This window comes from Sorangium sp. So ce185 (genome assembly GCF_051526825.1).
GTDB classification, from domain to species: Bacteria; Myxococcota_A; Polyangia; order Polyangiales; family Polyangiaceae; genus Sorangium; species Sorangium cellulosum_D.
In genome coordinates, this window is the sequence record NZ_CP150316.1 from 660,169 (window position 1) to 675,717 (window position 15,549).

The 15,549-nt window shown below is 75.1% G+C and carries 12 protein-coding genes; 5 read left to right on the forward strand and 7 right to left on the reverse strand.

The window, feature by feature from the left end:
• Window positions 1–13 precede the first annotated feature (13 nt).
• Together WMF26_RS02520 and WMF26_RS02525 are read left to right on the forward strand one after the other, a co-directional pair.
• Entirely contained in the window at window positions 14–889 is an 876-nt protein-coding gene (locus tag WMF26_RS02520) for a type III pantothenate kinase (RefSeq protein WP_437999016.1), read from the forward strand.
• Complete coding sequence (locus tag WMF26_RS02525) at window positions 886–1,968, forward strand: FecCD family ABC transporter permease (RefSeq protein WP_437999017.1); 1,083 nt, start codon at window positions 886–888, stop codon at window positions 1,966–1,968. The genes WMF26_RS02520 and WMF26_RS02525 overlap by 4 nt, the downstream gene beginning before the upstream one ends.
• A 29-nt stretch (window positions 1,969–1,997) precedes the next feature.
• Here the strand turns inward: WMF26_RS02525 and WMF26_RS02530 are convergent, their stop codons facing one another.
• The 4 genes from WMF26_RS02530 to WMF26_RS02545 form a co-directional block, all read right to left on the reverse strand.
• A complete protein-coding gene (locus WMF26_RS02530) occupies window positions 1,998–2,396 on the reverse strand; it encodes a (deoxy)nucleoside triphosphate pyrophosphohydrolase (protein ID WP_437317705.1) in 399 nt (132 codons plus the stop codon).
• A 90-nt stretch (window positions 2,397–2,486) separates the two neighbouring features.
• Complete coding sequence (locus WMF26_RS02535; RefSeq protein WP_437999018.1) at window positions 2,487–3,590, reverse strand: FHA domain-containing protein; 1,104 nt, start codon at window positions 3,588–3,590, stop codon at window positions 2,487–2,489.
• A gap of 228 nt (window positions 3,591–3,818) precedes the next feature.
• Window positions 3,819–4,439, reverse strand: a complete 621-nt coding sequence (gene ruvA, locus WMF26_RS02540; RefSeq protein WP_437999019.1) for a Holliday junction branch migration protein RuvA — start codon at window positions 4,437–4,439, stop codon at window positions 3,819–3,821.
• Window positions 4,436–4,954, reverse strand: coding sequence for a hypothetical protein (locus tag WMF26_RS02545; RefSeq protein WP_437999020.1), 519 nt, complete (start codon window positions 4,952–4,954; stop codon window positions 4,436–4,438). The genes ruvA and WMF26_RS02545 overlap by 4 nt, the downstream gene beginning before the upstream one ends.
• A gap of 216 nt (window positions 4,955–5,170) precedes the next feature.
• Between WMF26_RS02545 and WMF26_RS02550 the strand changes: the two genes are divergently transcribed.
• The 3 genes from WMF26_RS02550 (at window position 5,171) to WMF26_RS02560 (ending at window position 8,872) form a co-directional block, all read left to right on the forward strand.
• Window positions 5,171–5,578, forward strand: a complete 408-nt coding sequence (locus tag WMF26_RS02550) for a hypothetical protein (protein WP_437317709.1) — start codon at window positions 5,171–5,173, stop codon at window positions 5,576–5,578.
• Window positions 5,575–6,903 carry a LysM peptidoglycan-binding domain-containing protein gene (locus WMF26_RS02555; protein WP_437999021.1) on the forward strand — a complete coding sequence of 443 codons (1,329 nt, stop codon included), beginning with the start codon at window positions 5,575–5,577 and terminating at the stop codon, window positions 6,901–6,903. Before WMF26_RS02550 ends, WMF26_RS02555 begins: the two co-directional genes overlap by 4 nt.
• A gap of 316 nt (window positions 6,904–7,219) precedes the next feature.
• Window positions 7,220–8,872: a tetratricopeptide repeat protein gene (locus WMF26_RS02560; protein ID WP_437999022.1), complete on the forward strand. Its 1,653-nt coding sequence runs from the start codon at window positions 7,220–7,222 to the stop codon at window positions 8,870–8,872.
• A gap of 323 nt (window positions 8,873–9,195) precedes the next feature.
• Here WMF26_RS02560 and WMF26_RS02565 read toward each other — a convergent pair whose 3' ends face one another.
• The 3 genes from WMF26_RS02565 to WMF26_RS02575 all read right to left on the reverse strand — a co-directional run bounded on the left by WMF26_RS02565 (window position 9,196) and on the right by WMF26_RS02575 (window position 15,385).
• Window positions 9,196–9,543 (reverse strand): hypothetical protein, encoded by a 348-nt coding sequence (locus WMF26_RS02565; RefSeq protein WP_437999023.1) that lies wholly within the window; start codon window positions 9,541–9,543, stop codon window positions 9,196–9,198.
• Window positions 9,544–9,688: 145 nt separating this feature from the next.
• Complete coding sequence (locus WMF26_RS02570) at window positions 9,689–14,419, reverse strand: sigma 54-interacting transcriptional regulator (protein ID WP_437999024.1); 4,731 nt, start codon at window positions 14,417–14,419, stop codon at window positions 9,689–9,691.
• A 12-nt stretch (window positions 14,420–14,431) separates the two neighbouring features.
• Window positions 14,432–15,385 (reverse strand): hypothetical protein, encoded by a 954-nt coding sequence (locus WMF26_RS02575; protein WP_437999025.1) that lies wholly within the window; start codon window positions 15,383–15,385, stop codon window positions 14,432–14,434.
• Between the last annotated feature and the right edge of the window lie 164 nt (window positions 15,386–15,549).

Consider the following 15,549-nt stretch of genomic DNA (forward strand, 5'->3'; position numbering starts at 1 on the left):
GAGTCCAGCCAGCATGCTGCTCGCCATCGACGTCGGGAACACGAACATCAGCTTCGGGGTGCTGGAGGGCGAGGCGCTGCGGCACCACCTCCGCTGCGAGAGCGCGCGCTCGCGCACCGCGGACGAGTACGCGGTGCTCGTCCGGCAGATGCTCGACCTCCGCCGCGTCGACCTCGCCCGCATCGACAGCGCGATCATCGCGAGCGTCGTGCCGACGCTGACCGACACGATGGTGGGGCTCGTCGAGCGGGCCTTCGGCATCGAGCCGCTCGTCGTGGGCCCGGGCATCAAGACCGGCATGGCCATCCTCTACGAGAACCCGCGCGAGGTCGGCGCCGACCGGATCGTCAACGCGGTCGCGGCGCACGAGTGGATGAAGCGGTCGCCCGAGCCCGCGCCGCCGCCCGAGCCCGCCCGGGGCGATCACGCCGCCTCCGGCGTCATCGTCGTCGACTTCGGCACGGCGACCACGTTCGACTGCGTGACCCCGAAGGGCGAGTACCTGGGCGGCGTCATCGCGCCGGGCATCCAGATCAGCGCCGAGGCGCTCTTCTCCCGCGCCGCGCGGCTGTCCCGCGTGGAGATCGCGCTCCCGCCCCGGGTCGTCGGCCGCAACCCCGTCCACTCGATGCAGTCGGGCATCGTGTACGGCTACGCGGGGCTCGTCGACGGGCTCGTGAACCGCCTCCGGCGGGAGCTCGGCTACCCGTGCCGGGTCATCGCCACGGGCGGCCTGGCGCGGCTCATCGCGCCGCAGACCGAGACCATCGAGGTGGTCGACGACGACCTGACGCTCACCGGGCTGCGCCTCATCTACGAGCGGAACGCCGAGCGCGGCGGCGGGCCGTCCCCGCACCCGACCGCGGCGGGCGGAGGCGGCCAGGGTTGACGGCGCCCGCGCCCGGCCGCGCATCTCGGCCCGCGGGCGCGCCCGCGCTCGCCTCCGCCGCGGCGCCCGCGCCCGGCCGCGCGTCTCGGCCCGCGCGCGCGCTCGCCCTCGCCGCGGCGCCCGCGGCGCTCGCCCTCGCGCTCCTCCTCGCCGTTCTGCTCGGCGCCGAGCCCGTCTCGGTCGAGCGCGCCCTCGCGGGCCCGGGCCTCGACCGGACGCTCCTCCTCGACGTGCGCCTGCCGCGCGTGCTCCTCGCGGCCATCTCCGGCGCCGGCCTCGCGGCCGTGGGCGCCGCGTTCCAGGCGCTGCTCCACAACCCGCTCGCCGAGCCGTACGTGCTCGGCGTCTCCGGCGGCTCCGCGCTCGGCGCCGCGCTCGCGATCGCGCTCGGCGTCGGCTCGGCGACCGTCCTCGGCGCCACGCTCCTGCCCGCGGCGGCGCTCGCCGGCGGCCTCGTCGCGACGGTGCTCGTCTACGCCATCGCCCGCGGCGCGGCCGAGGGCACCTCCGGCGCCTCGATGCTCCTCGCCGGCGTGATCGTGAACTCCATCGCCGCCGGCCTCATCACGTTCCTGAAGACGATCGTCTCCCCCTCGCGCTCCCAGCAGCTGCTCCGGTGGCTCATCGGCTTCGTCGAGCTGCCCACGGCCTCGGTCCTCCTCGGCGTCGCCGCCTACGTCGCCGTCGGCTGCGCGGTGCTCCTCGCCGACGCCGCCCGCCTGAACCTCCTCTCGCTCGGCGACGAGTCGGCCGGGACCCTGGGCGTCGACGTGCGCGCGGTCGAGCGCCGGATCTTCTTCGCGTCCTCGTGCGTGGTCGGCGCGATCGTCAGCCGCACCGGCCTCATCGGCTTCGTCGGGCTCATCGTCCCGCACGCGGTCCGCCGGCTGGCCGGCGCGGATCACCGGCGGCTGCTACCGCTGTCGCTGGTCGCCGGCGCGGTGCTGCTCACGACGTGCGACCTCCTCGCGCGCCTCTCGTTCCGGTGGCTCGGCACGGAGCCGCCCGTCGGCGCGGTGACCGCGGTCCTCGGCGGGCCGCTGTTCCTCGCGCTCCTCCGGCGCTCGCCGCGCCTGTGAGGGCGGCGCGCCGGGCCGCCGCGGGCGCGTCAGGCCATGCCGAGGAGCTTGTTCATGCTGGCCTCGTCGGCCGGCGTGAACGGGTAGCGATCGAACTCGGCGCTCGTGACCCACCGGAACGCGTTCACCGCCAGCGAGGCGAGCTCGCCGCTCTTGATGTGACACTCGTAGAGGTACAGGTCGACGATGTAGCGCTCGTACGGGTGGCTCACGAACGAGATCAGCTGGCCCACCTCGATCTCGACGCCGAGCCGGTGCCGGACCTCGCGCTTCAGCGCGGCCGCGTCGGTCTCGGACTCTTCCACGCGCCCGCCGGGGAACTCCCAGAGCATCGGCAGCACGGCGGTCGGGCGGCGCTGGGTGATGAGGTATCGGCCGTCCTGTTCGATCACGGCGGCGACCACGCGGATGGTGCGGACCATTTCCATGGCGAGTGCCTCAGGGATGCCCAGCGTACGACGGGGCGTGGGGTTGTGCGAGCGGGACGGGCGTGTCCTGGGAGCTCGGGCCGCGTGGCCTCACACGCCCACGCGGAACAGCTGCTGGCCCATGAGCAGGATGTCGCCCCCGGAGATCTCGGTCTCGCCGAGGACGCGGAGGAAGGTGCCGTTCGAGCTGCCGAGGTCCGTGAGGAACAGCCGGCCGCCCTGGAGCGAGATCTGGCAGTGGAGCCCGGAGACGTAGCCGTCCTCGGGGAAGAGGATGTCGCCGCGCTCGCGCCCGAGGTGCAGGCCGGTGTCGGGGACGGGGAACGCGTTGCCGGTCGCGTCCCTGCCGATGATCAGCGCCAGGCGCGCGACGTAGCCCTTCGAGGGGCTGCCGAGCCGCTCGACCCCGTCGGGCGTCGCGGGCGCGGGGGTGAGCGACTCGACGCGGACGATCTCCTGGCCGATGCGGAAGACGTCGCCGTTCTCGAGCTGCACCGGCGTGTCCCTGCGCAGCCTGCGGTAGACGCCGTTGAGCGAGCTCTCGTCCTTGACGAAGAGGCGCCCGCCCTTGATCGAGAACGTCGCGTGGCGCGGGGAGAGGTAGCTGTCGCCGCCGAAGATCGCGCCCGCGTCGCGCCCCACGGTCGTGGGGTTCGCGGGCAGGGTGTACGAGCCGGCCTCGGTGCCGTCGGCCCGGAGCGCGGTCAGCACGACGTTCGCGGCGCCCGACGTGGACACGACCGGCGCGGGCGGCTGCACCGAGGCGCCCGCCGGCTTGACGAGCTTGAAGCCGCAGAGCGCGCAGAACTTGTTCGACGGCGGGTTGGGCTCCTGGCACTGCGGGCAGACGACCGTCCCCGCGCCGGCCGACGCCGCGGGCGAAGCCGGCTGCGCGGCGGCGGCCTTCCTGCTCGTGCCGGTGTCCTCGCCGCGGACCGGCGTGGCGAACGCCGCCGGATCGATGAGCGCGGGCGGCGGGGGCGCGACCGCGGGGCCCTTCTGGGCGCCGGTGCCGATGGCGGTCGGCTCATCGCCGTAGGGCTGGTTCGACCGCGAGGCCGCCGGCACGCCGTGGGGCGGGGTGCCCGCCGCGAACTTCTTCGGCGCAACGTCGCGAGGCAACTCGGCGCCGCAGCCGAGGCAGAACTTGTAATGGTCCTGATTTTCCTTGGAGCACTTCGGACAGGTGATCACCAGGCCTCCTCACAACGAGCGACCGGACAGGGTCTCAAGGCGAACGGCGGCGGGAGCATATTCGCCGCGGCCGCCCTCTGTCGACAGTCTGTCGCTCCTTCATGCGCGGGCGGCCGGCGGCGCGCGCGGGCGGCCGGCGGCGCGCGCGGGCGGCCGGCGGCGTGCGCGGGCGGCTGGGCCCGGCGGGGCTGCCGGCTCGCCTCGCCGGCGGCGCGCCCTGCGCGGCGCTCACTTGGACAGGAGCGCGAGCGCGTCGCGCACGAGATCTCCGAGCGGGGCGCTGTCGACGCGCGCGCCGAGGGCGGCGACGGCCCGTTCGGCCTCGGCCGGCCGGTAGCCCATGCGGGTGAGCGCGCCGTGCAGGAGGTCCTGCTTCGCGCTGGCGGCCGCGGGCGGCGGCGCCGCGGCGGAGGGCGCGGCCGAGGGGAGGTTGACGAGCTTGTCCTTCAGCTCGAGGACGAGCCGCTCGGCGGTCTTCTTGCCGACGCCGGGGATGGCGGTGAGGCGCGCGGTCTCCCGGCGGGCGATGACCGCGGCGAGCTCCCCCGCGCCGAGCGCGCTGAGGATGGCCACCGCGATCTTCGGGCCGATGCTGGAGATGCCGATGAGCACGCGGAACGCCGCCCGGTCCTCGCGGGTCGCGAAGCCGTAGAGGAGGAGCGCGTCCTCGCGCACGTGGGTGTGGACGAACAGGGTGATCGCGTCCGAGCCGGACGGCGCGGCGAGGCCGCGCGCGCGCCCCACGGCGCCGAGCGGGACCGTCACCTCGTAGCCGACCCCGGCGACGTCGAGCACCACCGTGCCCTCGTCGCCCTCTTCCACGATGTGGCCGGAGAGCCGGCCGATCAATTGACCTTGGCCCCTTGCTGGATCCACCGGCGGATGGCGTCGCGCTCCGCCGCGGGCAGGGTGTCGCCGGTGTAGGGCATCGGGGCGCCGCACTGGTCGGGGGCGCACTCGAGGTCCCCGCAGCTCAGGGTGTCGTCGAGCTTGTGCATGAGGAAGCTGTTCGCGGGGTCGCCGGCCGCGATCCGCGGCATCCCGGACGGCGCGCGCGACGCGACGCCGACGTTCTGGGCCACGATCGCGTCGATCTGCGCCGGCGTGGCCTGCTCGCTCACCGCCGGGCCGAGGTAGGCGAACCCGGCCGAGCCGGCCTCGGCGCCGTGGCAGGTCGAGCTGAACGAGCAGGACCGCTGGAAGACGGGGAGGACGTCGGTCGCGAAGCTCACCTCGGGGGTCGCCCCGTCGAACTTGCTGTAGTCGAAGCACGCGGTCTCCGCGGGCCCCGGGCCGTCGTCGCCGCCGCACGCGGCGCTCGCCGCCGCGATCAGGAAAATCAAGAAGAATTTCCGCACGTTCACCCCTCGCAGCTCGATCCTCGGGGCGCGACCCTAGCAGAACTGCGCGCGCTCCGTAACGCGCGACGTCGCGCAGGGCGTCGGAGCGCATTGGGGCGCGTTACGGAGCGCGCGTCGCCCCGGCGCGGCGATCGGGGCGCGCCGGAGCGACCCGCGCGCCGCGCGGAGATCGCCGTGCGTTTGGCCGGCCGGCGCGGCGGCGGGTAGGCTGGGCGCTGCATGAGGATTGGCCTGGGCATCGGCTCGATGGGGCTCGCGCTCGCCGCGCTCGCCGCCGGGTGCGGCGGGGGGCGGGACGCGGTCGAACAGCAGCTCGCCGAGCTGCGCGCGGAGCTCGTCCGGGTGCGCGCGGACAACGCCGTGCTCGCGGACCGGGTGGGCTCGCTGGAGCGCGCGCGGGTCGCCCCGCGCGTCGCCGCGCGCCCGGACGAGGCCGAGCCGCGCGCCGCCTCCCCGGAGGAGCTGGACAGGCCCGACCTCGAGGTCGTGCGGCTCGCGCCGGAGGACGACGGCGCGCGGCCGCCGGTGCTCCGCTCGACCGCGAACGGCGTCGTGATCGACGAGCCGCCGGGCGGCTCGCCGCCGCCGAGCCCGCCACCCTCCACCCCGTCGAGGCGCAAGCGATGAAGTTCCACCCGAAGGCAACGCTGGTCCCGGTCTCCCTGGCGCTCGCCGCGGCGACGCCGCTGGCGCTCGCCCAGGAGCAGGGGGGCGAGGAGGGCGCCGGGCCGGGCGTCACCGTGGTCCAGCTCCCGCCGGCCCAGCCGACCGTCGAGACGCAGGTCGTGGTGCCGGGCTACCCGCAGCCGGGGTTCGATCCGAACGCCCACCTGCCCTCGAGCTCGCGCGGCACCACGGACACGTCCCGCGCGTCGGACGGCTTCGATCTGGGCCGCCGCAGCGAGGGCCCCGCCTCGGTGCGGGGCGGCGCGAACGGGAGCTACGTCGTCGAGGGGCAGTTCGTGCCCGAGTCGCACTCGGTGCGGCGCGGCGACACGCTCTGGGACATCTCGGGCAGGTACTACACGAACCCTTACGCCTGGCCGCAGGTCTGGGCGCTGAACCCGCAGCTCCAGAACCCGCACTGGATCTACCCGGGCGACCGGATCCGGCTCCGCGACCCGAACGAGGCCCCGACCCGCGGCAGCATCGGGCTCGGCTTGACCAAGGCGGGCCGCGGGGGGCGGGTGCCGGCGAAGACGATCTTCCTGCGCGACCTCGGCTGGGTCGACGACGTGAAGAAGGACACGTGGGGGGAGCTCGTCGCCAGCCCCGACGACCAGATGCTCCTCAGCGAGGGCGACGACGTCTACCTCCGCCTCTCGGGCGACCACGAGGTCGCGATCGGCCAGGAGCTCACGATCTTCCGCGAGATCAAGAAGGTGAAGAGCGGCGGCGACGACAAGGGCGAGCTCGTGACCGTGCGCGGCACCGCGCGCGTCGATCGCTACAACCCGAAGACGCACATGGTGCGCGCGCGGCTCATCGAGTCGCTCGACGTTGTCGAGCGCGGGGACCGGGTCGGCTCGGTGGCGCGCCGCTTCGACGTGGTGCCGCCGGCGAGCGCCGACGCGGACCTCGAGGCGCGGATCATCGCGGCGATCTACCCCTACCAGCTGTTCGGGCAGCACCAGGTGGTGTTCATCGACAAGGGCGAGAAGGACGGGGTGAAGCCGGGGCAGCGCTTCTTCGCGGTCCGGCGCGGCGACCGCTGGGTGCAGCAGCTCGGGGGCGCCGGCAAGCTGGCGACGCTCCGGCCGCGGGTGCAGGACGAGCGGCCGGCGCAGGTCGACGCGCCGAAGTTCGGCGTCGACGAGGAGCTGCTCCCGGACGAGACCTACGCCGAGCTGCGCGTGCTCAACGTGCGCGAGCGCACGGCCGCGGCGCTCGTGACGAGCGCGATGTACGAGGTCGAGCGGGACGCGGTGCTCGTCTCGCGCAAGGGCCTCTGACCGCCGCGGCGCGGGGCCTGGCGAGGTCGGGCCGCCGCGTCGCCGTCGCCTGCGTGGGGGAGCGAACCGCGGCGGTGCGCGGCGGCACATTCGGGGCGTCGCCGCGCTGCGGCTCGCGACCCGGACGGCGGGGTCGAGGGCCGCGCTGACCGCGACGAAAAGCGCCATCGCGGAAATGTACGGCGACGCGCCGACGCGTGTACGTGGAGGCGTGGAGGGCGAGGAAGGCGCGGAGTCGGAATGTGCATCGACGCGCGGGCGTCGGCGCAATGTCTCCACGAGGGGGGCGCGGTCGCGGTATGATGTTCCGTCTATCATGCGTCGCCGCGCAGAAGCCCAGTCCGAGCTGAAGGGCGTGGATGGAGAGCCTGCCACGCAGCGCTCGTTCGAGAGCGCGTCGGATCGCTGCGCCCCGAAGAGCGGCTCGCTGTCCGAGGTGCTCGGCGACGGCGCGGTGCGGGCCCCCCGATCGAGCGGCGCGCCCCCGAGCCTCGCCGGCACGGCGCCGGAGGCGCGCGGCCACGCGCTGCGCGAGCGCGGCAACCTGCTGCTCCGGCGCAACGACTGCGCGAGCGCCGCGCGCGATTACGACGAAGCGCTCGCACTGTTCCAGGCCGCGGGCGACGGGCTCGGCCAGGCCCAGGTGCTCATGGATCGCGGCGCGCTGCGCCTGCGGGAGGGCGTCCCCGTCCAGGCGGTGCGCGACTACGACGAGGCGCTCGCGCTGTTCCAGGCCGCGGGCGACCGCGCGGGGGAGGGGGAGGCGCTGCGGGCGCGGGGCTTCGCGCGCGCCGAGGAGGGCGATCTCGGCGGCGCGGTCTGCGACTACGATCTGGCCATCCAGCTCTTCCTGCAGCTCGGCGATCGCGAGCCGCTCAAGCCGCGTGCCGGCTCGCGCGCGGCCGCCCCCGACGCCGACGGCGCGGGGCCCACGGAGTCGCCCCGCGCCCGCCCGCACGGCGCGGCGCACGCGCGGGCGCTCAAGTCGCGCGGCGATCTGCGCGTCCGCCTCCGCAACCTGCCGGGCGCGGCGCGCGACTACAGCACCGCGCTCGCGCTGTTCCAGGGCGCGGGGGATCGAAGCGGGCAGGCCAGCGTGCTGAAGGCGCGCGGCGACATGCGGCTCGGCCAGGACAACATGACGGGCGCGGCGCGCGACTACGACTGGGCGCTCACGCTGTACCAGGCCACCGAGGACCACCTCGGCCATGCCGGCGTGCTGAAGGCGCGCGGCGATCTGCGGACCCGGCAGGAGGACCTCGCGGGCGCCGAGCGGGATTACGATCAGGCGCTCGAGCTGTTCACGGCGACGCGCGACGTGCTGGGGCAGGCCGCCGTGCTGAAGGCGCGCGGGGACATGCGCTCGCTGCAGGAGGACCTCGTGGACGCGGTGCGCGACTACGACCGGGCGCTCGCGCTGTTCCGCACCGGCTTCGAGCGCCGGGGCCAGGCCGCGACGCTCAAGGCGCGGGGCGATCTCCGCCGCAAGCAGTTCGAGCTGGTGGCCGAGCTCGTGGGCGTCGCGGCGGCCGACGCGTCGGATCTGGAGGACGCGCTCTCGGACTACGAGCAGGCGCTCGCCCTGTTCGAGGTGCTCGAGGACGGCGCGGGGCAGGCGGGGGTGCTCCGGGCGCGCGGCGATCTCTCGCGCATCCAGGGGGATCTCGGCGCGGCGCTGGCGCTGTACCTGAGCGCGAAGCGGCTCCTGGACGTCTCGGGCAACGCCGCGGAGCTCTCCGCGACGCTCGCCGAGATCGCGCGGACGCACGCGCTCGCGGGCCGCGCGGCCGAGGCCCGCGCCGCGGCCGAGCAGGCGCTCGCGCGCGCCGATCGCGCGACGAGCCCCGAGGTCCGCGAGCTGGCGGAGGCGGTCCTCTCCGGCCGGATCACGGCGCGCCCGGAGGAGGGCGCCGCGCGCGACTCCCGGGTGCCCATCAGCCCGGGGCGGTTCGAGCGAGAGAGGTTTTGAGAGGCCGAAGGGCAGAGGTTCTACTTCAAGCTTCCGTCTTCCGCCTTCCCTCTCCCGTCTCCCATCTCCCGCCTTTCGTCTCCCGTCTCCCGTCTCCCGTCTCCCGTCTTTCGTCTCCCGTGCGCGTCCTTCGTGCGCGTGCGCGTGCGCGCTGATTCCGGGGGAATCGCGCACGCGCACGCGCACGAAGAGGGGAGAGTGGAGAGGAAAGAGGGAAGACGGGAGAGGGAAGACGGGAGAGGGAAGACGGGAGAGGGAAGAGGGGAAGAGGGGAGAGGGAAGAGGAGAACAGAAGACCGGGACGAGAGACCGAGGACGGTCTCTCAGCGCCGCCGCCCGCCGCGCGCCGGCTTACCGCTGCCCCGCGGGCCCGGCTTGCCGCCGCCACGTGAAGCCGGCTTGCCGCCGCCGCGCGGCCCCGGCTCGCCCCCGCCACCACCCCGCGGCGCGGGCTTCTCCGGCGGCGCTTCCGTCGTCCGGACCACGAGCAGCGCGCGCCCGCGATCGAAGGTCGGCGTCACGCTGACGTAGCCGTTCTCGCGCGCGAAGCCCGCCATGTCGCCGCGATGCTCATCCATGTACCGGCTGAAGCGCGTCCAGAGATCGCGCGCCTCCTCGTCCTGGAGGGGCGCACCGTCGATGGAGGCTGCGAGGTTCGATCGATCGCTCACGGGATCCTGCGCGTGTCTCGGGGTGGCGCGCCGGCAGGGCGCGCCCGCTCCGCGCGGCCCAAGCGTGCCCTCGCGCGCGCGGCCCGGCAAGACCGCAGCGCGCGCCGCCCCACCCCGCCGGCGCCCGGGGCGCGGCGGCGAGCGCTCACTGGATCCCGTACTCCTTCAGGCGCCGGTAGAACGTCCGGCGCGGCAAGCCAACGACCTGCGCCGCCTTCACCCGGTTCCAGTTGCAGCTCGACAGCGCCACAAGGATCCGCTCGCGCTCGCTCGCCTTGTGCGCGTCGAGCGACGTCTCGACGCGGAGAGGCTCGCTCGACGGCGGGGCCCGGCCGGCGCTCGCTGGAGCCCCGCCGCCGAGCGGCGCGCGCGACGGGGGCGGGGCCTCGGCGCCACGGAGCGACCGCGGCGCCGCGTCGGGGAGCTCGAAGTCGTCGCTCTCCAGCTCGGGGCGGTCCGACAAGACCCACGCGTTGAGCAGCACGTTCTCGAGCTGCCGCACGTTGCCGGGCCAGCTGTACGCCGACAGCCGCTTCAGCGCGGCGCGCGAGACGCTGCGGCGATCCCGGCCGTAGCGCGCGGCGAAGATCCCGAGGAAGTAGTCGATGAGCAGCGGGATATCCTCGATCCGCTGGCGCAGCGACGGGACCCGCACCTCGACGACGTGCAGCCGGTAATAGAGGTCCTCGCGGAACGTGCCGCGCGAGACCATGTCGGCGAGATCCCGGTGCGTCGCCGCGATGACCCGCGCGTCCACCGGCTCCTCGCGCGCGCCGCCGACCGGGCGGACGACCTTCTCCTGCAGCACCCGCAGCAGGCCCGCCTGCATCTTCTGCGGCATCTCCCCGATCTCGTCGAGGAGGATCGTCCCGCCGGTCACCTCGCGGAAGAGCCCCTTGCGGTCGCGATCGGCGCCCGTGAACGCGCCGCGCACGTGCCCGAAGAGCTCGCTCTCCAGGAGGTGCTCCGGGATCGCGCCGCAGTTGACGCCCACGAACGGCTTCTTCGCCCGCGGGCTCGCGTTGTGGATCGTCCGCGCGACGACCTCCTTGCCCGTCCCGCTCTCGCCCGTGATGAGGATCGGGATGTCCGTGTCCTTCACCCGGTCGATCAGCGCGTACACGCGGCGCATCGCCTCGCTCGTGCCGACCAGGCCCTCGTAGCCGAAATGGCCGCGGATCACCGCGCGCGCCGAGCGCAGATCCCGCCGCGTCGCGGCGAGCTGCGCGGTGCGGTGGCCGAGGAGCTCCTCCAGCTTCGCGCGCGCGGCGCGCAGCTCCTCGTTCGCGCGCTCCAGCTCCCGGGCGCGGCGCTCGTTCTCGCCGACGAGGCGCGCGGTCTCGATCGCGATCGCCACCTGATCGGCCAGCGCCGTCAGCGTGGGGAGCTCGGCCTCGAACTTCGCCGCCGCGCTCAGGCGCGTCTCCAGGTACAGCGCGCCGATCACCTGCCCGCTCCGCTGCCGGATCGGCACGCAGGCGACCGACTGCAGCATGAGCTGGTGGACCGAGACGTAATCGCTCATGCGCGCGTCGTCCCGCGCGCTCGCGGTCACGACCGGCTCGCCCGTGGAGATCACCCGCTCGGCGATCGAGCTGGAGAAGCGCGCGTGCGGATCGTCCCCGGCCTGGTCGCGCGAGGCGTGGATCGAGAGATCGACCGCGCCCTCGCCCGCGGCGGGCGGCGGCTCGCCGCGCGGCGGACGCTGCAGGATGATGAACCCGCGCTCCGCCTGGAGCAGCGCGATCGCGTGATCGGTCACCTTCGCGAGCAGGCGCGTGAGGTCGTGCTCGCCCGCGATCTCCCGGTTGATCTCGAGCACCCGCGCCAGCCGGTCCTCGCCCGGCGGCGGCGCTGCGGCCTGGGACGCCCCGCCCTGCGCGGGCGCCGCGCCGGGCGCCGGCGCCGCGCCCGGCTGGGCGAACGGCACCGTGCGGCTGCTCATCAGCTCGAGCATCGCCGCCGCCCGGATCTCCTTGCGGCGCGCGTCGTTCCAGAAGACCTCCCGGAGGTCGCGCGGCAGCTTGGAGGCGATCTCCTCCAGCGTGATCAGCGCCTCCTCGCGGTCGTGGCGCGCCCGGATGAGGTGCCCGCGCTCCGTCTCGAGCTGCGCCCGCGCCTCCAGCGCGCGCCAGATCCAGTCGCGCTGGCCCGCCGCGCGCGCCGCCTCGAGCGCCTCGTCGTACGCCGCCCGGGCCCGCCGCTCGTCGCGCGCGAGCGCCGCGACGCGCCCGCGCGCGAGCGCGAGCAGCGCCCGGTGGGCGCCGGTCGTCCCGAGGCGCTCCGCCGCCACGTCGATCTCCTCGCCGAGGGCGCGCGGGTCCGCGCCGGCGCGCGCCACCGCGAAGAGCACGCGCTCGAGCCGCGCCTCGACCCCGTCGATCCGCCGGCCCATCGCCTCGTACGCCTCGGCGCACTCCAGGCAGAGCCGCTCGGCCTGCTCGAGGTCGCCGGAGCGCGCCGCGTGCTCCGCCTCGAGCGCGAGCAGCTGGGCGTGCTGCTGCGGCGCGAGATCCGCGCGCTGGGCCGCGAGCGCGTCGAGCGACACCCGGGCGCGCGCGAGCCGCCCGAGGTAGAGGTCGAGGTTCGCGAGGTTGAGGAGCGCCTGCCGGATCGTCGTCACGCGGCCCGAGCGCCGGCCCAGGTCGACGGCCGCCTCGAGGTGGCGGATGGCCGCGCCGAGGTCGCCCTGGAGCTTCGTGAGCGCGGCGAGGTTCAGGCGGGTCGTCGCGAGCGTGCCCGCGTCGCCGGCCTGCTCCGCCGCCGTGAGCGCCTCCTCGTAGACGGTCTTCGCCTCGCTGAGGCGGTCGTCCCGCTGGAGCGCGAACGCGAGCGAGACGAGCGCGACCGAGAGGATCCGCGGCTCGCCCGTGAGCCGCGCGAGCCGCACCGCGTGCTCCAGCGTGCGCTTCGCGTCCTCGTGCCGCGAGGCGAAGCTCTGCGCGAGCCCGCGCGTCGCCACCGCCTCGGCGACGATCGCCTCGGGCGAGGCGCCGAACGCGGCGGCCGTCGCGAGCTCGGGGCGCGGCTCGCCGGGGAGCTCCGCCTCGAGCTTGACCGGGCCCACCCGCTCGACGGCCTCGCCCGCGCGGCGCTCCGCCTCGCCGTAGTCGCCGGTGCGGAGCAGCGCCCGGGCCATCTGCAGCGACCAGAACGCCGCCTGCGCGCGATCGCCCGAGGCCTCGACCTGGTCCTTCGCGCGCGCGAGCTCCGCGAGCGCCCGCGCGGTGTCGCCGCGGTTCACGGCGAGCCGCGCGCGCGCGATCACCACGACGGGCGAGCCGTCGCCCTGGAGCCGGCCGAGCGCCTCCGCGGCCGCGTCGAAGTGGCCGCGGTCGAGCAGCCGGTGGATCTCCGCCGGCGGCAGCGCCGCGCCCTCGGCGCCGGCGCCGCCCGGCCCGGACGCCGCCGCCCCCGAGGCGGGGGGCGCCTCGAGCAGCCGATCGACGTCCTCGGTCGACGCGACGGGCGCGCGCGCGATGCGCGCGACGATCTCCCGGATGCGCCCGGGCCACCGGCCCGCGCGCGCGACGACGTGCGCGGCCACCGCGTCGCTCAGCGACAGGATGGTGCGCTGCACGAGCTCGCGGGCGACCTGCTCGTCGAGCGGCGCCATCTCGAAGCGCTGGAACCCACGGGCGAAGTCGGCGGCGCGGCCGGGCGAGGGCGCGCCGGCCGCCGGGGCGCCGTCGGCGGCGCGCTCCCGCGGGTCCCCGAGCACGAGCACGAGCTTGCCGCCGGCCCTCCGGACCTCGTCGAGCCGCTCGATCTCCGCGTCGCCGAGCCGATCGGCGTCGTCGACGAGCGCCGTCACCCGGCCGAGATCGTGCGCCGACAGCTCGATCGCGAGCGCCCCGCGCGGGTCGGCCACGCGGGCCGCCTCGACCCACGCGACGGCGTACCCGCCGACCTCGAGCGACCACGCGATGCGCCGGAGCAGCGCGCTCCGCCCGGACCCGGGCGGCCCGGCGATCGAGAGCCCGGAGCCCGCGGGCAGCGCCATGATCTGCGCGAGCAGCCGGCCGGACGGCGCGTCCAGCCCGACGATCGGCCAGACCACCGCGCCCGCGCCGGCGTCGGGCCGCGCGCCCGGCTCGGCGGGCCCTGCGGGCTCCTCGCTCGGCCCGCAGGGGAGCCGCGCGGCGCGCCGGAGCGCGTTCGCGAGCTCGTCCGCGCTCGGGTAGCGCGCGTTCGGCTCCCTGGCGGTGGCCCGGTCGACGACCTCCTGGAGCGCGCCTATGACCTTCGGATCGCGCGCGCCCTCGCCCTCGCTCTGGCGGAGCGCCTCGGCGAGGGTCGCGCCGAGCGCGAACACCTCGGCGCGGACGGTGAGCGGGTCGCCCTTGAAGAGCTCGGGGGCGGCGTAGCGGGGCGTGAGGCCCACGGGCCGCGAGCCGTCGTCGCGGAACGGCGCGGCGAGGCCGAGGTCGACAAGCGTGGCGCGCCCGCCCTCGCCGACGATGATGTTCGCGGGCTTCACGTCGCCGTGCAGCAGGAGCGCGCGGTGCAGGCGCGTGAGCTGGTCGGCCGCGTCGGCGATGGCCGCGAGGTTCCTGGCCAGGTCGCCCTTGCGCGCGAGCAGGTCGGCGAGGCTCGTCCCCTCGACGAGCTCGCGCACCATGAAGGGCCGCCCCGACGCGGGCAGCCGGCCGAAGCGAAGCACGCGCGGCACGCCGAGGCCCTCGACGCCCGACAGCGCCGCCGCCTCGCGGACGAGCGCGAGCACCTCCGGCTCGTCCGCGTCCTCGCCGAGCGTCTTCAGCGCGACCGCCTTGCCGGTGATCCGGTCGCGCACCGCCCACACCTCGCCGCCGCCGCCCTTTCCGAGCGTCCCGATCGGCTCATATCGCGGGGGAAACAGCGGGTGTGACGTCACGCGATCCCTCGATCAGAGGCCATATCCGGCGGACAGCCCGAAGAAGAAGCCCGTGATGGAGAATCCGGCGTCGAGCCGCGTCTGCAGCTGCTTGATCGGCTTGTACCGGAAGCTCACCTGCGGGAACGAGATCCACGGGAACACCGACGGCTTCGAGCCCCCGTTGACCCAGCTCGGCTCGCTGTAATCGCCGTAATGGTTGTTGGAGCCGTCGCAGTAGGCGCCGCCCGGGCCGCCCACGCCGGAGCACTTCCGCCACGCGCTCACGTCGTCGGGGCTCGGGTTCGACCCCGGGGCGCCCGGGTACGCCTGGGCGCGGTGGAGATCGCCGAACACGAGGCCGAGCCCGACGCCGCCGCCGACGAGGAGCGAGAAGCGGCCCTTGTCGTCGATGGGGACGTCGAAGAGGAGGTCGCTCGTGAAATAGAGGAGCTTCATGTCGCTCGACACCATTTCCCAGGCGAACTGGTCGTCGTTCTTCCCCTTGAAGAGGAAGGGATCCATCGAGTAGTCGGCGTAGGACAGCGCGAGATCGATCTCGAGCCCGTTCTTGCGCGAGGTGAACTCCGGGCCGATCATGAACACGTTCACCGTCGCGCCGCCGTCGGCGAACAGGTTGATCATGAACTTCGGGACGATGACGTTCCGGAGCCGGAGGCCGATGAACTTGTGGGCCTTGCCGTCCTTCTCGAACGGGCTGTTGTCGTCCGCGGCCTCGGGCGGCGCTTCCGGCACGTCGTCCTTCGCGGCGGGCGCCTTGTCGTCCTTGGCCTGCTCGTCATTGGCCTGCTCGTCCTTGGCCTGCTCGTCCGCGGCGACGGCGTCGTCCGGATTGCTGCCGCCGCCGTCCTTCGACTGCGCGCGGGCCGTCCCGACGAAGCACACGGCGCCGAGCAACGCGGCGAGCGCGGCGGCCCTGGCAGGCACCCCGACCGCGAGCAGCCGACCCATCTTCAAGTGGTACATTGTAGGTCACCTAGCGATGCGTAAGGTCAAGGCCGGATCCGGGCACGCACGGAACGAACGCGCCGAGGCCAAGCTCCGGTTCTCCGCGCGCCCCGGTACACCGGGGACCAGCCGAGGGGGAGGGTACACGAGACGCCGCGCGGTGTGACGCCCGCGGACCGCCC

Excerpts from the sequence above, each read along its gene's own strand:
- WMF26_RS02550 (WP_437317709.1), top strand. The coding sequence starts at position 5,171 with ATGAGGATTGGCCTGGGCATCGGCTCGATGGGGCTCGCGCTCGCCGCG.
- WMF26_RS02520 (WP_437999016.1), top strand. The coding sequence starts at position 14 with ATGCTGCTCGCCATCGACGTCGGGAACACGAACATCAGCTTCGGGGTG.
- WMF26_RS02555 (WP_437999021.1), top strand. The coding sequence starts at position 5,575 with ATGAAGTTCCACCCGAAGGCAACGCTGGTCCCGGTCTCCCTGGCGCTC.
- WMF26_RS02560 (WP_437999022.1), top strand. The coding sequence starts at position 7,220 with ATGCGTCGCCGCGCAGAAGCCCAGTCCGAGCTGAAGGGCGTGGATGGA.
- WMF26_RS02530 (WP_437317705.1), bottom strand. The coding sequence starts at position 2,396 with ATGGAAATGGTCCGCACCATCCGCGTGGTCGCCGCCGTGATCGAACAG.
- WMF26_RS02575 (WP_437999025.1), bottom strand. The coding sequence starts at position 15,385 with ATGTACCACTTGAAGATGGGTCGGCTGCTCGCGGTCGGGGTGCCTGCC.